The organism is Pseudomonas frigoris, assembly GCF_047758635.1.
Lineage (GTDB): Bacteria > Pseudomonadota > Gammaproteobacteria > Pseudomonadales > Pseudomonadaceae > Aquipseudomonas > Aquipseudomonas frigoris.
Genome location: NZ_CP180479.1, coordinates 2234719 through 2255028 on the forward strand (window position 1 = coordinate 2234719; position 20310 = coordinate 2255028).

Annotated in this window: 20 protein-coding genes; 10 read left to right on the forward strand and 10 right to left on the reverse strand. The window is 59.0% G+C overall.

The features are described from left to right. Positions 1–309: 309 nt before the first annotated feature. A complete protein-coding gene (gene murI / locus ACMXYH_RS10005; protein ID WP_415766986.1) occupies positions 310–1179 on the forward strand; it encodes a glutamate racemase in 870 nt (289 codons plus the stop codon). Positions 1180–1462: 283 nt separating this feature from the next. Next, positions 1463–2104, forward strand: coding sequence for a LysE family translocator (locus ACMXYH_RS10010; RefSeq protein ID WP_129437096.1), 642 nt, complete (start codon positions 1463–1465; stop codon positions 2102–2104). Positions 2105–2129: 25 nt separating this feature from the next. Here the strand turns inward: ACMXYH_RS10010 and ACMXYH_RS10015 are convergent, their stop codons facing one another. Beyond that, positions 2130–2939: a hypothetical protein gene (locus tag ACMXYH_RS10015; RefSeq protein WP_415766987.1), complete on the reverse strand. Its 810-nt coding sequence runs from the start codon at positions 2937–2939 to the stop codon at positions 2130–2132. 388 nt (positions 2940–3327) lie between these two features. On the opposite strand from ACMXYH_RS10015, the gene ACMXYH_RS10020 reads away from it, so the two are divergent. The 3 genes from ACMXYH_RS10020 (at position 3328) to ACMXYH_RS10030 (ending at position 7487) form a co-directional block, all read left to right on the forward strand. After that, positions 3328–3828, forward strand: a complete 501-nt coding sequence (locus ACMXYH_RS10020) for a sigma-70 family RNA polymerase sigma factor (protein ID WP_415766988.1) — start codon at positions 3328–3330, stop codon at positions 3826–3828. A 154-nt stretch (positions 3829–3982) separates the two neighbouring features. Then, positions 3983–4966, forward strand: coding sequence for a FecR family protein (locus ACMXYH_RS10025; RefSeq protein ID WP_415766989.1), 984 nt, complete (start codon positions 3983–3985; stop codon positions 4964–4966). 97 nt (positions 4967–5063) lie between these two features. Beyond that, entirely contained in the window at positions 5064–7487 is a 2424-nt protein-coding gene (locus ACMXYH_RS10030; RefSeq protein WP_415766990.1) for a TonB-dependent siderophore receptor, read from the forward strand. Positions 7488–7582: 95 nt separating this feature from the next. On the opposite strand, the gene ACMXYH_RS10035 is transcribed toward ACMXYH_RS10030, so the two are convergent. Both ACMXYH_RS10035 and ACMXYH_RS10040 read right to left on the reverse strand, forming a co-directional pair. After that, on the reverse strand, positions 7583–8734 hold the full coding sequence (locus tag ACMXYH_RS10035) for an MFS transporter (protein WP_415766991.1): 1152 nt from the start codon (positions 8732–8734) through the stop codon (positions 7583–7585). Between the two features lie 221 nt (positions 8735–8955). Then, a complete protein-coding gene (locus tag ACMXYH_RS10040) occupies positions 8956–9249 on the reverse strand; it encodes a hypothetical protein (protein ID WP_415766992.1) in 294 nt (97 codons plus the stop codon). 192 nt (positions 9250–9441) lie between these two features. Between ACMXYH_RS10040 and ACMXYH_RS10045 the strand changes: the two genes are divergently transcribed. Beyond that, positions 9442–10434: a diaminopimelate epimerase gene (locus ACMXYH_RS10045; protein WP_415766993.1), complete on the forward strand. Its 993-nt coding sequence runs from the start codon at positions 9442–9444 to the stop codon at positions 10432–10434. A 112-nt stretch (positions 10435–10546) separates the two neighbouring features. Here ACMXYH_RS10045 and codA read toward each other — a convergent pair whose 3' ends face one another. From codA to ACMXYH_RS10075, 6 genes are all read right to left on the reverse strand, one after another. After that, positions 10547–11791, reverse strand: a complete 1245-nt coding sequence (codA, locus tag ACMXYH_RS10050) for a cytosine deaminase (protein WP_415766994.1) — start codon at positions 11789–11791, stop codon at positions 10547–10549. Positions 11792–11804: 13 nt separating this feature from the next. After that, positions 11805–13076, reverse strand: coding sequence for a cytosine permease (gene codB, locus ACMXYH_RS10055; protein WP_415766995.1), 1272 nt, complete (start codon positions 13074–13076; stop codon positions 11805–11807). Positions 13077–13357: 281 nt separating this feature from the next. Then, complete coding sequence (locus ACMXYH_RS10060) at positions 13358–14188, reverse strand: alpha/beta fold hydrolase (protein WP_415766996.1); 831 nt, start codon at positions 14186–14188, stop codon at positions 13358–13360. 215 nt (positions 14189–14403) lie between these two features. Beyond that, positions 14404–14856 (reverse strand): GNAT family N-acetyltransferase, encoded by a 453-nt coding sequence (locus ACMXYH_RS10065; RefSeq protein ID WP_129437084.1) that lies wholly within the window; start codon positions 14854–14856, stop codon positions 14404–14406. Positions 14857–14967: 111 nt separating this feature from the next. Beyond that, positions 14968–15324 (reverse strand): 6-carboxytetrahydropterin synthase QueD, encoded by a 357-nt coding sequence (gene queD, locus ACMXYH_RS10070; protein WP_123451058.1) that lies wholly within the window; start codon positions 15322–15324, stop codon positions 14968–14970. A 94-nt stretch (positions 15325–15418) separates the two neighbouring features. Further along, positions 15419–16498 carry a patatin-like phospholipase family protein gene (locus ACMXYH_RS10075; protein WP_415767669.1) on the reverse strand — a complete coding sequence of 360 codons (1080 nt, stop codon included), beginning with the start codon at positions 16496–16498 and terminating at the stop codon, positions 15419–15421. A 260-nt stretch (positions 16499–16758) separates the two neighbouring features. On the opposite strand from ACMXYH_RS10075, the gene ACMXYH_RS10080 reads away from it, so the two are divergent. The 4 genes from ACMXYH_RS10080 to ACMXYH_RS10095 are packed head-to-tail and all read left to right on the forward strand — an operon-like array spanning position 16759 to position 19372. Then, complete coding sequence (locus ACMXYH_RS10080) at positions 16759–17067, forward strand: PepSY domain-containing protein (RefSeq protein ID WP_129437081.1); 309 nt, start codon at positions 16759–16761, stop codon at positions 17065–17067. Further along, the gene (locus ACMXYH_RS10085) at positions 17067–17390 is read left to right on the forward strand and encodes a PepSY domain-containing protein (RefSeq protein WP_134423526.1); all 324 of its coding nucleotides are present in this window, start codon (positions 17067–17069) and stop codon (positions 17388–17390) included. Before ACMXYH_RS10080 ends, ACMXYH_RS10085 begins: the two co-directional genes overlap by 1 nt. 3 nt (positions 17391–17393) lie before the next feature. Continuing rightward, complete coding sequence (locus ACMXYH_RS10090) at positions 17394–18062, forward strand: response regulator transcription factor (protein ID WP_134423528.1); 669 nt, start codon at positions 17394–17396, stop codon at positions 18060–18062. Then, positions 18059–19372: a sensor histidine kinase gene (locus ACMXYH_RS10095; protein ID WP_415766997.1), complete on the forward strand. Its 1314-nt coding sequence runs from the start codon at positions 18059–18061 to the stop codon at positions 19370–19372. The genes ACMXYH_RS10090 and ACMXYH_RS10095 overlap by 4 nt, the downstream gene beginning before the upstream one ends. Before the next feature lie 125 nt (positions 19373–19497). On the opposite strand, the gene ACMXYH_RS10100 is transcribed toward ACMXYH_RS10095, so the two are convergent. Next, positions 19498–20253, reverse strand: a complete 756-nt coding sequence (locus ACMXYH_RS10100) for a methyl-accepting chemotaxis protein (protein ID WP_371928225.1) — start codon at positions 20251–20253, stop codon at positions 19498–19500. Positions 20254–20310 lie beyond the last annotated feature (57 nt).

Here is a 20310-nt window from a genome sequence, read left to right on the forward strand (position 1 = left end):
GAGCATGGAGAAGTGCTGGACTATGCTGGTGCTGTTCGGTTGTTGGCGGTGGAAATAAGTGATTTTCGGTGTGTGAGTATGTATGTGCATTTGGATATGTTAAATGACCAGGTGCACTGCAGTGACGGCGCTCTGTTTGGATGATGCTGTCATTCTGAGTGGATATAGATACTCGCAGGTAATGCGTTGTAAGGGTAAAAATAAATAAACTCCGAGGTGGCCGTCATGTGTTGGTGCTGAATTTAGATGAGGGATTAAACGCGTCTTTTAGCAATCCATCTTAAAAAAATTACTTTAAAGATAATTCATATGATCGGTGTGTTCGACTCAGGGCTGGGCGGATTGACAATTCTCTCCGAACTGTCCAAGCAATTCAGGAATTCTGAATTCATTTATTTTGGCGACCACGCTCGTGCCCCGTATGGGGCTCGAACTGCAGAACAAATATATGAATACACTCGTGAGTGTGTGGAAAAGCTTTTCATAATGGGTTGCGATCTTGTAGTTCTGGCTTGTAATACCGCCTCTACAGTTGCGCTACGGAGGCTTCAGCAGGAGTGGTTGCCTTTACATTGGGAGGGTAGGCGAATACTTGGTATTGTCGTTCCAACCATCGAAGAAATTGCTGGTCGTCCTTGGCATTCAGAAAAAGAACTGAGAAAAACAGATTTTGATTCTAAAGTCCGCACGATTGGAATTTTCGCCACATCTGCAACTGTTGCTAGTCAGTACTTTCCCATTGAGGTTGCCAAGCGGGACGCTTCAATCCAGCTAATTCAGCAAGCATGCCCACAGTTAGCAGGACTGATTGAAAATGGCGCAGAATTTAGCGCCATAGAACGTGAAGTAGAAGCTAACGTAAAGTCGATGATGGATATGTTAAACGGAGTCACTCTAGAAAAGATAATTTTAGGATGTACTCACTTCGCGTTAGTCGAGCATGCGTTCCTGGCGGTGGTGCCATCTGATTGCGTGTTACTATCTCAGGCAAGGATAGCCTCACTGTCTCTCAAGAACTATCTACATCAGCATCCGCAGCTTCAAGGCAACCAAACTCCCAAGCCTAAATTAAAGTTGCTAACATCCGGTGACGCTGTGCTTGTTTCAGTATTGGCAAGCCGCTTTCTCGGTGAAGTAATGCAGTTTGTATCTTTGGAAGTTTTCAAAGATGCTCGATGAGAAAGTGCAAGGTTACTCGATTTTATATGCGGGGAGAGATGTAGTCCTTTCCATGTACTTGCGGATTCAAAAGATCAACATAGGGGATGCGTAGCGCTACCAGAATTAGAGACTCTCGATTCAATCGTTACGGGAAATCGCGGCGGGTGTACTCATGCAAAATGTTTCGCTTATGTCGGTCGCAATTGTTAAGGCGAACTCGGATGTCGCCGAGCGACATGTAGCCTGTTGGCCCGCCCCCCTTGAGTAATGTGCAAAAACTTATCCTCTAGGAGCCTAGAAAATGGTGCTTCATTCGATTCTTGCGTTTACGCTAGTCGCCGCCGTCTCCATTGCCAGCCCAGGGCCCGCGACTTTGATGGCGATCAACAACACTCTGGCCCATGGACAACGCAGCGCAGTGTGGTCTTCCCTTGGCAATGCGAGTGGACTCTTCTGCCTGTCAGCAGCTGCCATGTTGGGGCTTGGAGCATTGCTTGCCAGTTCCGAATGGTTGTTCAATGCGGTGAAAGTCATCGGTGCTGGTTATTTATTCTACTTGGGTGCCAGGCAGTTGTTTAGAAAGAGTTCGATGCTCGCTGACGGTATTCAGGACAACTTCAAGAAGAGTCGGCCCACTCGTTCCAGATTGTTCAAGCCGGCCTTCCTGACGGCTGTAACCAACCCTAAGGCGACGATGTTCTTCACCGCACTGTTTCCTCAATTCATTGACCAGAATGCAACGTTGCTACCGCAGTTCCTGATCCTCACCTCTATCTACATGGCGTTGTCGGTGGTGTCCTTGAGCTTATATTCCGCGCTTGCCTCCAGGGCAAAAGGGGCGTTGACACGGCCCGAGCTGTCACGGTGGATCAGCCGGGTGGTGGGTTCAACATTTATATTTTTCGGAACCGCCATTCTGACCATGCGTCGACAGGTTGAATAAGTGTGCTGCGACCAATGACTCCGTTTCAGTCGATTGCTGGCCGTCGCTCAGGAGTAAGCGTCTGGTAGACACATCTTGCGGAAAGCCAATCAAAGTCGAACCCTTTTTCTGCGAAGCAAACGCAAGAGGCTGTCCTGCTACCAAGTAGGCCAAGCCCCAAATTGATCCGTTGTGATGTAACACCGTTTTTGAGTTCAACGGTCGAATTCAGCAGCCCGTGACGAATGAGGGTGTAGGCGACGTCGTTCGTAATACCTAGAATTTCGGCAGCTTGTGCAACGCTTAGCGATTGAGAGGCAGTTATTTGCCTCATATGCGCGCTGAGCCAGGCCTGCCATTCATCACTTTCCAGTCGCCATTCCCCAATCACACCGGCGTCTGATTTAGCTTTGAATGAAACGGATAAGGTGCCTTCCTGAATTGCTTTGAAAAGGTGAGCTACCCCTTCCCCTGAAATGAAGGGGTGACGGAGTGCATCACTCAAGGAGAGGGGGCTCGAGCTTGATCGTCGATGTTTGATGCATGCGTTGGAGATGTCGAACGAGTTTGTATCGATCCACCACGATTGTCCCGCTGCGGGCCGACCGCCTCGGCAAGTAAAACAGCCGTTTTTGCATAGCACTTTGATGGTATTGACTGGCAGCTTTAGTTGATTGGCTGCTTGCGCAATATAACGAGGCAGGGTAGCGGCGAGGTGCCTAGCTTGTATCAGATCGACGGCAATCGTCTTGTTGCCGCATGCAGAGATGCCTCTGTATCCGTGAAGCTCGCCTTCGGCGATCAATCTTTTTAGCAATGGAACGTTAAGGTTGAGTGACTTTGATGCGACCTCCAAGGAAGCCAACTTTTATCAGTAACTGCCGGGAAGATTTTGATTAAGTATTTATCGATAGGTGGATGCGCAGTGTGCATTGCACATTACACATACACATCTCTACTTATTCAAGTATGGTCTTTTAGCGTAGGCGGGGAGTTTTCGTGGGCCTTCGGTAGAGTTGGCACCCCTTTCAAGCAAGGTGCGAGAGCATGCTTTCGCATGTTTTTTTTGGCAGTCATTGAGATTTTTCAAAGAAAACAATTTGTTAGTGAGTCTGTCTGGATCATCTATTTGCCATTTTTGTCATTTTTTTTGAAAGCCTACAGCTCCTACGAGTTCTTAATCCCATTGCTTCCGGTTAATAGGAAGCATTACTATTCACGCCCCGTCTTCACAGTACACCGCAATGACCCCCAAGCTGCCCCGCAGACACGGCTTTTTCGAGCATTACGAAGAGTTGGTCGGGACCTGGACCCGTCGCCTGAGAAATCGTCAGCAGGCCGAGGACCTGGCCCACGACACCTTCGTGAGGGTGCTTGAGTCCGATTCGGCGACGGTTGCACAACCTCGGGCGTATTTGCACCAGACCGCGCGCAACATCGCGGTGGATGGTTATCGGCGGGAGGATCGGCGGGGCGCCATGGAGTCGGAGGCGGTTGATCACGGTGTTTCGTCGTCCGGCGACCCGGAGCATTTCATGCAGGCGATCCAGTTGGCTGACTCCATCGAACGGGCGCTCACCGAGTTGCCGGTCAACTGCCGCAAGGTGTTTGTCTGGCAGAAGATCGAAGGCCTGACCCAGGCTGAAATCGCCGAACGCCTGGGGCTGTCCAAGAACATGGTGGAAAAATATATGATCCGCACGCTGCGGCATCTGCGCGACCGCCTTGACGGATTGCAATCATGATGTGCCGTGGCTTTTGTAGGAGCTGGCGAAGCCTGCGATCTTTTGGCGGCATTGAAATCGCTGGAGATCAAGATCAAAAGATCGCAGCCTGCGGCAGCTCCTACGTAAGGCAGATCTTCCGTGTCTTCTCATCCCCAGCCAAACAGGAACTTCCATGATGGATACTCGTGATTGTGCGTGCGGGCGAACAACGGTTCGCGACGAGGCGGCGCGGTGGTTTGTGCGTTTGCAGGAACCTGCGATCAATGTCGAAGAGTACCGGCATTTCGAAGCCTGGCTGGACGAACACCCTCAGCATCGCGATGAATTCCAGTTGCTCCAGGGCTTATGGTCGGCGGCTGATTTGCTGCCGGCGGCGCGACTGCAAGCCTTGTGTGAAACCGCGCCTGCGCGCAGCAAACGCCGCCCGCTGGTGCGTTATGCGGTGGCCGCCAGTGTGTTGGCCGTCGCGCTCGGGTTGGGGCTGTTCAGCGGTTTGAATCACCCGGCGATCTACACCGCCGAATTTTCCACGGCTCTGGGCGAGCGACGTCATGTGGCGTTGCCGGACGGTTCGGTGATCGACCTGAACAGCCGCAGCCGCGTTCAGGTGCACTATGAAAACGACCGCCGCAGCATCGAGCTGACGCAGGGCGAAGCGATGTTCAGCGTCGAGCACGACACCCGTCGGCCTTTCGTGGTCGAGGCGGGCAGCGGCAAGGTCACGGTTACCGGCACCCGTTTTGATGTGCGCCGCGACACCGCCCAAACCCGGGTCGTGGTGGAGCAGGGCACCGTCAAGGTTCAGGGTCGCACAGCGCTGGACAGCGATTTCATCAGCCTGACTGCCGGCCTCGGCACGCACATCGATGCACAAGGCAAAGTCGCTGCCGCCTACGCAGTCAATCCTGCCGAGCTGACCGCCTGGCGCAGCGGCAAACTGGTGTTCAACAACGCCAGACTCAGCGATGTCGCCGAGGAAGTCTCGCGCTATCGGGCGAAACCGCTCACCGTCGACAACGACAAAGTGGGCAATCTGCGCCTGACCAGCGTGTTCAAATCCGACAACACCGAAGCACTGCTCAAGGCCTTGCCGAGCATTCTGCCGGTGGCCGTGCGCACCCTCGATGACGGCAGTCAGGAAATAATTTCAAAATAAATTCAGGTTTTTTTCGAGTTGATCGTCTTCCTGTCCAACTGCAACTGGTTTGCATTAACAAGCGCACACTCTTGCGATCCACAGGACTACGTTCGACGTGAAAAAATCCACCGCTAAAAACAACAAATCACCTTGGTTGCGCCTCGCTCTCACCCTGGCTGTCACCGCGGCGCTGCCCCAGGCTTTTGCCGCCGACGCGATTCACATCCCGGCGCAACCCCTGGGGCAGGCCCTGAGTGAACTGGGCCAGCAAACCTCGCTGCAGGTGTTTTTCAGCCCTGAGCTGGTCGCCGGCAAACAGGCCCCGGCGGTGGACGGCAACCTTTCGCCAGAAGACGCGCTGCGCCAGCTGCTGCAAGGCAGCGGTCTGCAATACCAGATCGACGAAGGTTCGGTCACGTTGATGCCGGCACCGACTTCGGCTGCAAACGGCCCTTTGGAACTGGGCGTGACCGACATCAAGGTAGTCGGTGACTGGCTCGGTGACGCCGATGCCGCCGTGGTGCAGAACCACCCTGGCGCGCGTACGGTGATTCGCCGCGAGGCGATGGTCGAGCAGGGCGCGATGAACGTCGGCGACGTGCTGAAGCGCGTGCCCGGTGTGCAAGTGCAGGACGCCAACGGCACCGGCGGCAGCGACATTTCCCTGAACGTCGGCGTGCGCGGCCTGACTTCACGCCTGTCGCCACGCTCCACCGTGCTGATTGACGGCGTGCCGGCAGCGTTCGCCCCGTACGGCCAACCGCAGTTGTCCATGGCCCCGATTTCTTCCGGCAACCTCGACAGCATCGACGTGGTTCGCGGCGCCGGCTCCGTGCGTTACGGACCGCAGAACGTTGGTGGCGTGATCAACTTCGTCACTCGCGCGATCCCGGAGAAAGCCACCGGTGAAATCGGTTCGACCCTGGAAACCTCCCAGCACGGTGGCTGGAAGCATATCGACACGGCGTTTCTCGGCGGCACCGCGGACAACGGCATCGGCATGGCGCTGCTGTACTCGGGCGTGAATGGCAACGGTTACCGTGAACGCAACAACGGCAACGACATCGACGACGTGATCCTCAAGACCCACTGGGCACCCACCGATGTGGACGATTTCAGCCTCAACTTTCACTACTACGACGCCAGCGCCGACATGCCCGGCGGCCTGACCCAGGCGCAGTACGACGCCAATCCGTTCCAGTCCGACCGCAACAACGACAACTTCAGCGGCCGCCGCAAGGACGTCTCGTTCAAGTGGGCACGGCAGATCGACGACCGCACCCAGGCCGAAGTGCTGACCTACTATTCCGACAGCTTCCGTGGCAGCAACATCGCCGCTCGCGATCAGAAAACCCTCGGCTCGTTCCCGCGTACTTACTACACCTTCGGGATTGAACCGCGGGTGTCCCGTGTGTTCGACGTCGGCCCGACCACCCAGGAAGTCAGTGTCGGTTATCGCTACCTCAAGGAAGGCATGCACGAAGAGGCGAGCCGCCTGGCGCTGGTCAACAACGAGCCGGTCGCGACCAAGAGCTCGGACGGCCATGTCTATCAGGACCGCACCGGTGGCACTGAAGCCAACTCGGTGTACGTCGATAACAAAATCGACGTCGGTAACTGGACCATCACCCCCGGCATCCGCTTTGAACACATCAGCACTGACTGGCACGACCGCCCGGTGCTCGACACCGCCGGCAAACCGGTGCTGGAAAAGAATCGCAGCATCGAAAGCAACGAGCCGCTGCCGGCCCTGAGCGTGATGTATCACGTGTCGGAAGAGTGGAAGCTGTTCGCCAACTACGAAACCTCGTTCGGCAGCTTGCAGTATTTCCAGCTCGGCCAGGGTGGCGCGGGTGATAACACCGCTAACGGCCTGGAACCGGAAAAGGCCAAGACCTACGCGGTCGGCACACGCTACAACAATGATGTGTGGGGCGGGGAAGTGACGCTGTTCTACATCGACTTCGATAAAGAGCTGCAATACATCAGCAACGATGCGGGCTGGACCAACCTCGGCGCGACCACGCACCAGGGCCTCGAAGCCTCGGTGCACTACGACATGGCGGCACTGGACCCACGCCTCGACGGCCTGACCGCCAACGCCGGTTTCACCTACACGCGCGCCGTTTATGAAGGCGAGATCCCGGGCTTCAAGGGTCGTGACCTGCCGTTCTATTCGCGTCAGGTCGCGACTGCCGGCTTGCGTTACGACATCAACCGCTGGACCTACAACCTCGATGCGTTTGCCCAGTCCAAGCAGCGTTCGCCGGGCGTTGCCGTGAACGCTGACGGCAGCTTCACCAACAACTACATCACCGAAGGCACCGCGGACGGCCAGTACGGCGATATCCCGGGCTACGTCACCTGGAACGTGCGCGGCGGTTATGACTTCGGCGCGACGCTTTCGAACCTGAAAGTCGGCGCCGGGGTGAAGAACATTTTCGACAAGCAGTACTTCACCCGCTCCAGCGACAACAACTCGGGGATGTACGTTGGCGCACCGCGCACGTTCTTTGTGCAGGCTAGCGTCGGGTTTTAACGGCTGAAGATCAAAAGATCGCAGCCTCCGGCAGCTCCTACATTTGGATGGCGTACATCCTGTAGGAGCTGCCGGAGGCTGCGATCTTTTCGCTTTCAGACCTTCAACACCTTCCCGCCAATGGCCACCGCCACCAGCAACACCGCCATCAACCCGAAGGCAAAACTCAAACTGCTGCCATGGGCGATAAACCCGATCAACGCAGGCCCCGCAAGAATCCCGGCATAACCGAGTGTGGTAATGGCCGGCACGGCGACGCTTTCGGGCATCACCGTCTGTTTGCCCACGGCGGTGTACAGCACCGGCACAATGTTCGAACAACCCGCCCCCAACAATGCATAACCCACCAGCGCCGCTTCCCAACTCGGGGCGAAGGTCGCCACAAACAGGCCCGCTGCGGCCGTCAACCCACCGAACACAATCACCCGCGTAGCGCCGAGACGACGGACGATCGAATCACCGGTCAATCGTCCGACGGTCATGGTCAGCGCAAACGCCGCGTAACCCAGTCCCGCATAAGCGGTGTCGATCCCGCGTTCCTGCGCCAGGAACACTGCGCTCCAGTCGAGCGCCGCGCCTTCGGCGAGGAACACGATGAAACACATCCCGCCGATGAACAGCACAATGCCATGGGGAACGGCAAACGCCGGCCCCGAACTTTCGCTGCCGTAAGGCAATAGGTGCGGCGCGGCCTTGGCCAGGGCGATCAGCAGCATCACGATCACCACCAGCGTTGCCCCCAGCGGTGAAACCCCAAAGCCGAGCAGGGCGCTGACGCCCGCCGCCCCGACAATCCCGCCGAGGCTGAACAGCCCATGGAAACCCGACATCATGGTCTTGCCGCTGGCCCGTTCAACGATCACCGCTTGCAGGTTCACCGTCGAATCCACCGTGCCAAGGCCCGCGCCGAACATGAACAACGCGGCAATCAACGCCGGAATCGACGACACCGTCGCCAGCAGCGGCAGGGCCGCACAGATCAGCAACACCCCGGCGCTCACCACCCGGCGACAGCCGAAACGCGTGGCCAGAAGCCCCGCCATCGGCATCGCCAGAATCGACCCCACCCCCAGGCACAACAGCAGCAAACCGAGCGTCCCTTCATCCAGCCCGGCCCGAGCCTTGGCGTAGGGCACCAGCGGCGCCCACGCAGCGATGCCGAAACCGGCAATGAAAAAGGCGATGCGCGTGGACATCTGTTCCAGGCGTCCGGGGATGACGGGCGCAGACGTGTTGAGGGCAGTCATGAAAAATCCTTGGCGTTGCGGGTTGCTGACAATAGACAGAGGAGCATCCTTGCATATCAGACAGCGTGTCGCGACCCTGAGGGTTTCTCCTAATCGTCAATCGCAACGTTAAAACGCCCCTCCCGTTGTGCTGCCCATCTCGCTGGTCAAGCTCACGTTGGGACCCGGCTGCCAGCGCATGCCGCTAGACGGATCATAGGATCCCACGCCCCCTGGGCGTCTTAATGGTCGCGCAGGTTGATGAATTCAGAGTTGAAGGTTTCGAACACGCGCGGATTGTCAGTGTTTAGATTGGCTTTGCCATCAAGGAAAACGTCGCCTTTATCACAGGGTTCACAATCGTGACGCCATTCGTTTCGGCCTCTGAGGAACAGCGGTTCGGGGTTATTGTTGTCGGTCATGTGGTTGGGCATGACGTCGTCGATCACCTTTACGCCGGCGCCGTTTTGACCGGCGATGACCGCACCGCCCAACGCCAGGGCAATCAGCAGGTGCAATAGGAACGTCCTTTTCATGATCGTTACCACACGATAGAGGCGAGGTTCTACTTTGGGGCGAGTTGGATGGGCTGTCTGCTGTCACAACTGACAGGTTGCAGCGATTTTTTTGCGATAAGAGGCGGGGGTTAAATAACCGGATCGTTTGCGGTTTTCTTCCGGGAGCCCCTAAAGTACAGGTTCTTTTCTGGCTGATTTCAGGACCGATCCATGGCGCCGTTCTACGATGCTCGAGGCAATATCTATGCGGTTGCAGCGCCCGAGGCCGTGCGCTGCGCGGGTATCGATTTACCTGAGCTGGCCGGTCCGGCAGCGCAAACCCGCGAGGCATGGGCGCTGTCGGCCATCGAGGCGTTCTGTGGCTGGGCGCCTGGTACACAACCGTCCGGCAGCAAGGACCATCGTTGCGATGGCTTGCTGATCGGGCCGTTTCAAGACTCGCCACCGTTTGACCTGCTGATCGTTAACACTGACGGCACGCTCGCCGAGCGCAGTGGCAACGGGCTGACGATTTTCTCTCAGGCCCTGAGTGAGCAAGGGCTGCTGCCGAGGGACGAGGTTTGTTTGCTCAGGGTTCATCATGACAAGGCTGATGCGGTTTCACCGGTGGACACTTCGGTGAAACCGGCCGAGATCGAGGGTGTAAAAGGGTTCTGGCTGGATTTGGGCAAACCCTCGTTCGGGCCTGACGCGGTGGGGGCAAAAGGGGTTGAAAGCGTGCTGTTGAACGGTCGCGACGCCAGCCATGTGCAGCCGTTGTCGGCGCTCGATCCCGCCTGGTCTCGAAGCCAGTTCGTGCGCATTGGCAATCCACATTGTGTGACGCTTTTAGAGAAAGCCGATGCATTGCCGAGCAATGAGCAGATGCGCGAGCCGGGGTTGTCCGAAGGGCTGATGCGTATCGCCTACGCCATGCCGACCGGGGCAGGGGAGCCGTGTGCTGCTGGCGTGAATCTGCAATGGGCGATGCTTGAGTCAGAAGGGCGAGTCGTCGCGCGAGTATTTGAACGCGGAGAAGGGCCGACGGCGTCGTCGGGCACCAGCGCCAGTGCGGTGGCTTGCGCGGCGTGGCGGGTGGGTTGGGTCACGGCTGGCGAAGTGAAAGTCGTCATGCCCGGCGGTACGGCGCCGATTCTTCTGGAAGAAGAGCAGGGTGAGTTGAGTCGGGTCAGGTTGTTCGGCACGGCGCGGTTGATGGGGTGAATTCAACATCGCCTTCGCGAGCAAGCCCGCTCCCACAGGGGATTTGTGGACGACACAGATCCAATGTGGGAGCGGGCTTGCTCGCGAAGAGGCCCGCATAATCAGCGAGAATTTAGGGCTGAACCGCCCATTCCACCACCGGCATCTGCCGCTTCATCAACACCTTGCCATCGCGCACCGAATACAGCGGCAGGCCCTGGCTGCGGATCACCTCGTAATCACTGTCCGCCGACAGAATCAGCAAATTCGCAGGCCGCCCGCGTTCCAGTCCATAACGATCACCCAGGTTCATGGCCTTGGCGCTGTTGTCGGTGACCAGGTCCAGCGCGCTTTGCAGGTTGCGGTACCCGAGCATGTGGCAGATGTGCAGGCCGGCTTCGAGCACCCTCAAGATGTTGCCGTTGCCCAGCGGATACCACGGGTCGACGATCGAATCCTGGCCGAAACACACGTTCATCCCGGCTTCGAGCAGCTCGTTGACACGGGTCACGCCACGGCGTTTCGGAAAGTTGTCGAAGCGCCCTTGCAGGTGAATGCTTTCGGTGGGGCAGGAGACAAAACTGATCCCTGAATGCCCGAGCAGGCGAAACAGTTTGGCGCAGTAAGCGTTGTCGTAAGAGCCCATGGCCGTGGTGTGGCTGGCGGTGACCCGTGAGCCCATGTCGCGGCTGCGGGCTTCTTCGGCCAGCACCTCTAGAAAGCGTGAGTGCGGGTCGTCGGTTTCATCGCAATGCACGTCCACCAGGCAACCGGTGCGCTCGGCGAGGTCCATCAGGAATTTCACTGAACTCACGCCTTGATCGCGGGTGTACTCGAAATGCGGAATACCGCCGACCACATCGGCCCCCATGCGGATCGCTTCTTCCATCAGCTCGCGACCGTTGCGGTACGACTCGATGCCTTCCTGCGGGAACGCAACGATCTGCATGTCGATCAGGTGACGGCTTTCCTCGCGCACTTCGAGCATCGCCTTGAGCGCGGTGAGCTGCGGGTCGGTGACATCGACGTGGGTGCGCACGTGCTGGATGCCGTGGGCGGCGAGGGTCTGGATGGTTTTCTTGGCGCGGGTTTTGGTGTCCTCTTCGGTGATGGTCACCTTGCGCTCGCCCCAGCATTCGATGCCTTCGAACAGCGTGCCGCTCATGTTCCAGCGCGGCTCGCCGGCGGTGAGCGTGGCGTCGAGGTGAATGTGCGGCTCGACGAAGGGTGGCACTACCAGGTTGCCGCCGGCGTCCAGATCATCGGGGCCCAGGGTCGGCGCTTCGGTCTGTCGGGCGATGTTGCTGATCTGGCCGTTTTCCAGGTGCAACTCATGCAGGCCATCTTGGTTGCGCAGGCGGGCGTTGATGATGTGCATCAGGCGAATCCTTTTATAGATCTTGTAATGGTGCGTTGGCAGTACGGGCACCCAGCATGCCGGTCAGTAACACATACGTTAGCGCGGCAGCGGCAATCCCTACCAGCGGCGCGACCCACGGTGAGCTGAACGCGGCGACCGTGCCGACTGCGTAGGCGGCCAAACCGGACCAGTTAAACGCCGGCAACCGGGCATCGGCCAGACGTGGGTATTGACCACGATAGCGGTAGAAGAAGTCCGCCATGATCACGCCGCCAATCGGCGGAATCACGGTGCCCAGCAGAATCAGGTAGGGCACCAGCATGTCGTACATGCCCAGCAGTGCCAGCAACGTGCCGATCACCGCGCCCGCCAGGGTCACGGTTTTGCGACGGCCGGTGCGCAGCAGGTTGCAACCGGCGACGGCGAAGTTGTAGATGGTGTTGTCCTGGGTGCTCCAGATATTGAGCAGCAACATCGCCATCGCCGCCATGGCGAAGCCTTGTAACAGCAACACTTCGACCACATCCGGTTGCTGGTAGACGATGGCACCGTAAGCACCGATCAACACCATCAGGCCGTTGCCGATGAAAAAACCGATCAGGCTCGCCATCACCGCGACGCGCGCTGAACGGGAGAAACGCGTCCAGTTGGTCGCCTGGGTTGCGCCGCTGACAAAGGTGCCGAACACCAAAGTAATGGCGGTCGACCAGTCCAGTGTTCCCGTCGGGACTACAGCGAGCAAACCGTCGAGCCCGCCAACCTTCACCGTGGCCACCCACATCGACAGCATCAGCAGCAACATCATCGCCGGTACGGCGATGTACGACAGAATCTCCAAGCCGCGATAACCGACATACGCGGTCGCGCAAAACACCAGGCCGAACAGCACCATCAGCCCGAGAACGGTGCCCTCGCTCAATTCGAAATACTTGCCCAGCACCACGGCGGCAGTGGCCGTGCCCCAGGCGTACCAGCCGATCTGGGTAAAACCGAGGATCAGGTCGCTGAGCTTGCTGCCCACTTCACCGAAGCAAAAGCGTCCCATCAGCACCGAATTCAGGCCGCTCTTGAAGGCGATGTAACCCAGGCCTGCGGCGTAGATCCCCAGCAGCAGATTGCCGACGATAATCACCGCCATCATCTCGCCGAAACTGAACGCCACACCGAGCTTGCCGCCGGCAAACATGGTCGCGGTAAAAAAGGTGAAACCCAGCAGCACCATGGCCGTTGAGGCCAGGCCTTTGCGGGCATGCATCGGGACTTCGCTGAGGGGGTAATCGTTGCCGGGATCGTTCTGCGTCATGGGGCGTTCCTTGCTGAATGAGTGACGGGGGGCGTGTTGCAGTGGTCGTGCCAAGCGTGGGGTGGTGTAGTTATTTATAGCCGAGCGGGGAGACTTGGCGCGGAAAGGGGCACGAAAGCGGTGCACCTGAAGGAACACAGAACCCATGTGGGAGCGGCGGTGCGGCGATCCGACTTGCTCGCGAAAGCGGTTGAGCATTCAACACTGAGGTCGACTGCCCCAGCGCCTTCGCGAGCAAGTCGGATCGCCGCACCGCCGCTCCCACATTTGATTCGGTTTTTTCAGGGGGATTTGTGTTGCGGCAGAAACCGCAGCAACGCCGCGACGATCGCTTCCGGCGCATCTTCCTGAACCAGATGCCCGGCATTCGGAATCGCCTGAAACCGCGACCCCGGAATCATCTGATGCAACGCCTGCCCACGTTCAATGGGAATCCACTGATCATCTTCCCCCCACAGAATCTGCACCGGACAACGAATCGTCGGGTACAGCCCTTCGGCCTCACGGGTGTAACGCTCATCCATCTGAGCAATCTGCCGATAGAACGCCGCTTGCCCCGGATCGCCGAGCCACGGCTGCACATACGGCGCCAGTTCAGCATCGGGAATTTCGCGCTTGATCGCCCCGCGAATATAGGTCGGCACAATCGCCCGCTGAATGTAATCGGGCAGGCCACCGAATGCCGCCTCATGCTGACGCACATGCTGCACAAACGGCGAACCCCAGGGTGTCAGCGCCACGGGATCGATCAGCGTCAGGCTGCGGTAGTCCTTGCCGTTCAGCAGGTGAGCACGCAGGGCGGTGGCGCCGCCGAAGTCGTGAGCGACGAGGTCTGGTCGCTCCAGGCCCCAGTGATCCAGCAAGTGAGCCAACAGGTCGTTCTGCACACCCAACGACACATCGCCTTCGATTTTCTCCGATAGCCCATAACCCAGCAGGTCAAAGTAATGCACCCGATGCGTGGTGATGAAGTGCGGCGCAATCCGGTGCCACACATAAGAAGAGAAGGGCGTGCCATGCACGAACACCAACGGCGGACCGTCGCCCCGTACGGCGTAGCGAACGGAGTGCCCGTTGAAGCGATAGGTCTGAGGCAGCGGCCAGTCAGTCATTGCGGGTGTCCTCTTGGCGTGGGGGAGCCAAAAAGCATAGGCATAAAAAAACAGCCATTGAAGGCTGTTTTTATATTCACTGACGAAACGCCTGTCCCTATGGGGGCGAGCCTGCTCGTGATGGCGTCTGCACATTCAACATCAATGTGACTGCCAGGCCGCCATCGTCGGAGCGCCGCCCGGAGCAAGCTCGCTCCCACAGTTTTTTAGTGGGCTCAACCCAGCGATTTGCTCATGTGCACACGGCGCAGGCCGTTCTCTTCGACCCGGTGGGTTTCGACATACCCTCGGCGGGTGTACAGCGCAATGTTTTCGCTCATGGCTTCGTTGGTGTACAGCCGGATCGATGGGTAACCCGCGTCGAGTGCGTGGCGTTCGGCGAAGTCCAGCAACTGACGGCCATAACCTTGCCCCTTGACCGCCGGGCTGACCGCGATGTTGTCCAGCAGCAAGTACTCTTCCGTGTCGATCAACACCACAAAGCCGCTGAGTGTCTGCTCGTGGGCGAGCACATGGACGCGCCTGGCCAGCACTTGACTGGCGTAGTCATCCAGCATCGGTGCGGGTTTGCGGCCGATGCGCTCGATGTAAGGCGAGTATGCCGCCTCGACGATGGCCTCGATCTGCGCGATATCCTCAAGCGTAGCGGGACGAATAAGCAGCGACATCGGACGGGTTCCTTTGAGCCAAGGATGAGGCCCGACTGTACCGGGGAGGACGGCGAAACGACAGGCATAAAAAAACCACCGTCGCCGGTGGTTCTTTTCAATCGGGTGTTTTTACTCACCGCGATAGATGCAGCCACTGGTGCACGTCTCGTGGATGCGGATCGCGCTGAGTTCCGGCAGCAGAGGCTTCAATTCCTTCCAGATGAATTTGGCCAGCACTTCACTGGTCGGGTTTTCCAGGCCAGGAATGTCGTTCAGGTAGTTATGGTCCAGGCGCTCATAGAGCGGCTTGAAGATCGCCTTGATTTCCGAGAAATCGCGGATCCAGCCCGTGTGCGGATCGAGGTCGCCGCTCAGGTGGATCGCCACTTTGAACGAGTGACCGTGCAGGCGGCCGCACTTGTGGCCGTCCGGTACGTGGGGCAGGCGGTGGGCGGATTCGAAGGTGAACTCTTTGAAAATTTCCACAGTGATTTCAGCTCTGTCAGGTGGCGATCGCCGCGGCGATGTGGGCAGGCGGCGAGTTTACCAGTTTGCGTTTGGCGTTGCGGGAAAACACTGACTAAAGGGTCAGCAAGCGCTCCCCGAGGCGACCGCTGGCAGCCAGTTCGAGGAACTCATCGCCCATGCGGCGGCTTTCATCCATCGTCATGCGCCAGTATTTCTGCCGGCTCGGGGCATCGCCCATGAAGCGTTTGAAGTCGTTGCGGTCCGGGAGTTTGCCGTAGGGCAGGCGCGCCAGGTAATCCTTCGACGGCGCCAGCAACAGGACATCCTGCAAACGCGCGGGACATGCGCGGCGCCACGGCAGGGCCTTGTCGAACCAGCCGGGAATGACCCGGTCGGTGAAATGCGGATAGAGCACGATGTCGTTGCCGCTGTAGGGCAGGTCGAGGTGATAGTCCAGCAGACCGCCATCGCGAAACGTCCCGGCACCGGCACCCGGCAGATCACGCACGCCTTCCATCACCATCGGGATCGAGCCTGACGCGAGCAAGGCCTGGCGCAGGTTGTCGGCATTCAGCGCAACGAAGCGCGAGGGGAAATCGTTCAATGCATTGACCGGCGGTGCCAGACGCGGATCGTGAATGATCAGCCGCTCGAAATGCCGCGACAGGCGCGCCCGGCCACGCAGGTTGTCGGCGATCACCGATGACAGGCCCAGCCCCAGTCGGCCGCGATGATCGTCCGCCAGCAGGCCGTGGCTTTTGACCACCATGATGTTCAGTCGGTAATGGGCGTTGTCCAGAATCGAAGCATCGCGGCCGTCAAGCAGCTCATCGAGCATGCGCCGAGAGCTCTGGCTGATCTGCGCCATGGTCACGCCCTTGGCGAAGTTCTGCTCGGCGTAGAGGTGACCGAGGCGGCGGATACCTTCGGCGGCATCCGGCAGACAAACGCTGGCGAAGCGCCAGGAACCCACCGACGCACCGATCAACGAGCGCTCTCGCGGTGCCGCCGGCAGCCATTCACCGAACAACGCCAGGTCCAGACCTTGAATCCCCAACGCCTTGGGGCCACCGGCGGCACCCGGCAGCGTGCCGACATCGGCGGCGCTCAAACCGTTTTCACGGATGCGTGCCAAGGCGCGAGGGCCGGCCTTGAGGGTCAGTGAGGGGAACTTGATGTGGATAGCGGTCATACCGGTCTCGAATGCAGGCAAGCGGGGGATTATAGACATGCACGATCATTGTGGGAGCGAGCTTGCTCGCGATGGCGGCCTGGCAGTCACACAAGTAGTGAATGGACAATTGCTATCGCGAGCAAGCTCGCTCCCACAGGTTTTGCGCAGCTCTGCGATATCGAGGTGCCACTCCTGATGATGGCAATTCAGTTTCAGTTAAGTTCGCCCCGTTAAGGTGCACCCCATAGGCAACACATAAAAAAATACGGAGACACCCCATGAGAACCCTGACTGCCCTGTTCACCGCGTCCATCATCGGCATGACCGCCAGCATCGCCCACGCTCGCGACCTCGGTCCCGATGAAGCCCTGAGACTGCGCGACGCTGGTACCATTGTGTCTTTCGAGAAGCTCAACGCCACCGCTCTGACCAAACATCCCGGCGCCAGGATCACCGAAACCGAGCTGGAAGAAGAGTACGGCAAGTACATCTATCAGGTGGAATTGCGCGACCCTCAGGGCATTGAGTGGGATCTGGAATTGGACGCTGTCAGCGGGCAGATTCTCAAGGATCATCAGGATACGTAATGAAGGTGCTTTCTGTTTCAAAGCGGCGCGTGAGCGGTCGAATGGCTCTGGCGCTTCTGGTTTTTTGCTCGGTGGTCATGGCCCGCGACCTGGATCAGGACGAAGCCCTGCGCCTGCGTCAAACGGGGGTGATCCTGCCGCTGGAGCAGCTGTTGCAGCAAGCTCTGGACCGCTATCCCGGGGCCAAATTGCTGGAAGCCGAGCTTGAAGAGAAACACGAGGTCTACGTGTATGAAGTCGAGTTGCTGACCACCGAAGGTGCTGTCCGCGAACTGGACCTTGACGCCACCACCGGCCAGTTACTGAAAGACAAGGAAAATTGATCGATGCGTTTGCTTCTGGTGGAAGACCATGTGCCGCTGGCCGACGAACTGATGGCCGGCCTCAATCGGCAGGGTTACGCCGTGGACTGGCTGGCCGACGGTCGCGACGCGGTGTATCAGGGCAGCAGCGAGCCTTACGACCTGATCATCCTCGACCTCGGCCTGCCGGGTTTGCCAGGGCTCGAGGTGCTGACTCAATGGCGGGCCGCTGGCCTGTCCACGCCCGTGCTGATCCTCACTGCCCGTGATTCCTGGGCCGAACGGATCGAAGGTCTCAAGGCCGGCGCCGACGATTACCTGACCAAGCCCTTCCACCCCGAAGAGCTGCACTTGCGCGTCCAGGCGCTGTTGCGCCGTTCCCACGGCCATGCCAACCAGCCGACGCTCAAGGCTGCCGGGTTGCACCTGGACGAAGGCCGCCAATGCGTGACCCGCGATGGCGCCGACATCCAGCTCACCGCCGCTGAATTCCGCCTGCTGCGTTATTTCATGCTGCACCCCGAGCAGATTCTTTCCAAAAGCCACCTCGCCGAACACCTCTACGACGGTGAAACCGAGCGCGACTCCAACGTGCTCGAAGTCCACGTCAACCACCTGCGGCGCAAACTCGGGCGCAGCGTCATCGAAACCCGTCGCGGCCAGGGTTACCTGTTCGGCGGACAAGCCCGGTGAGGTCGATCCAGCGCCGTTTGAGTCTGGGGTTGATCAGCGTGATGGTGATCGTCGGCCTGGCGCTGGCGCAAATCAGCCTATGGTGTTTCGAGCTGGGCTTGCAGAGCTACCTTGAAGCCGGGCTGCGCAACGACAGCGAAAACCTGCTGGTGGCGCTGGTGCGCGGGCCGCAGGGTTTGCAGCTGGATGAGCGACACCTGTCGCCGGCCTATCAGCGACCGTTTTCCGGGCATTACTTCCGCATCGATTTTGCCGACAGCCATTGGCGCTCCCGTTCGCTGTGGGATCAGGAACTGCCGCACCTCGACCATGCCGGCCTGCACAGCAACCTGGAATTGGGGCCGGAAGGGCAGCAACTGCTGGTGCTGCGTTCAGACTATCGACGGCTCGGCCAATCGATTTCCATCAGCGTGGCCCAGGATTACACGCCGGTGCGCGAGAGTTTCCAGCGCATGCGTCAAGTCGGATTGGGCCTTGGGCTGACGGGACTGCTGCTGATTCTGCTGCTGCAACGCATTACCGTGCGCCGCGCCTTGCGCCCGCTGGAAAAGGCGCGCGAACAGATCGCCCAGTTGCAGCAGGGCCAGCGCTCACAGCTCGATGATCAGGTGCCGGTAGAGCTTGAACCGCTGGTGGCGCAGATCAACCATTTGCTGGCGCACACCGAAGACAGCCTCAAGCGTTCGCGCAATGCGCTGGGCAACCTCGGCCACGCCTTGAAAACCCCGATGGCGGTATTGTTGAGCCTGGCCTCAAGCGAGAAGCTCGATGCGCAGCCGGAACTGCGCAAGGTGATTAAGGCGCAACTGGAACAGGTCCAGCAGCGACTCAATCGCGAACTCAATCGCGCCCGGTTATCCGGCGATGCGTTGCCGGGGGCGTTGTTTGATTGCGATGTGGAATTGCCTGGGTTACTGGCGACGTTGAACATGATTCATGGTGAGCATCTTGATCTCAGCTACCGTGCACCGGCCGGTTTGCAACTGCCTTGGGATCGCGAGGACTTGCTTGAACTGCTCGGTAACTTGCTGGACAACGCCAGCAAATGGGCGGATGCCGAGGTTCGGTTGAGCGTGGTCGAGTCCGCCGATGGGTTTGAGTTAAGCGTGGAAGACGATGGGCCGGGGATTCCCGAAGACAAGCGCGATCAGGTGTTCAGCCGGGGTACGCGGCTTGATGAACAAACGGATGGGCATGGGTTGGGATTGGGGATTGTGCGCGATATCGTTGATACGTGGGGCGGGGTATTGAAGCTGCAGGAAAGCGAGTGGGGCGGCCTGAAGGTAGTCATCCAATTACCCAAACGCTGAGTACCCTGTGGGAGCGGGCTTGCTCGCGAATGCGGTGTGTCAGTCGACATCGCTGTTGCTGACACACCGCATTCGCGAGCAAGCCCGCTCCCACATTTTGATCTTCAGAGGACGCAATAACTGCGTTAAACGCGGAACTGATCCATCAAACTCTGCTGCTGATTCGCCAGGCTATTGAGCGACTGACTCACCCGCGCCGATTCATTGGCCTGCCCCGACAACGACTCCGTCACATCCCGAATCGTCGCCACGTTGTTGTTGATCTCCTCAGCCACCGCGCTTTGCTCTTCCGCGGCACTGGCGATCTGCAAGTTCATGTCGCTGATCACCGTCACCGCCTCACCAATCTGGCGTAGCGCCGTCACCGCCTGACCCACCTGTTCGACACTGCCCTGAGCCTGACGATGGCTGTTGTTCATCGAGCCGACCACGTCCTGAGTGCCAGTCTGCAACTGCTCGATCACCAGACGGGTTTCTTCGACAGACTCCTGGGTCCGGCGTGCCAGGTTGCGCACTTCATCGGCCACGACGGCAAAACCGCGTCCGGCCTCACCGGCGCGAGCGGCCTCGATGGCGGCGTTAAGCGCAAGCAGGTTGGTCTGTTCGGCGATGGCCCGAATCACTTCCAGCACAGAACCGATCTTCTCGCTGTTGGCCGCCAGGCCTTCGACTTGGACCATCGCCGCGCTCATGTCGGCGGCGAGGTTGTCGATGCTGGCGGTGGTGCGGTCGATCACGGTCAGACCGCGACGGGTGGCCTGATCCGCATCCCGCGCCGCCTGTGCCGCTTGCGCTGCACTGCGAGCTACGTCTTGAGCGGTGGCGCTCATTTCGTGGGAAGCGGTAGCGACCTGATCCACCTGACGGTATTGCTGTTCCATGCCGGCGCTGGTCTGGGTGGCGATGGCGGACGACTGATCCGCCGTGCTGCGCGCGTC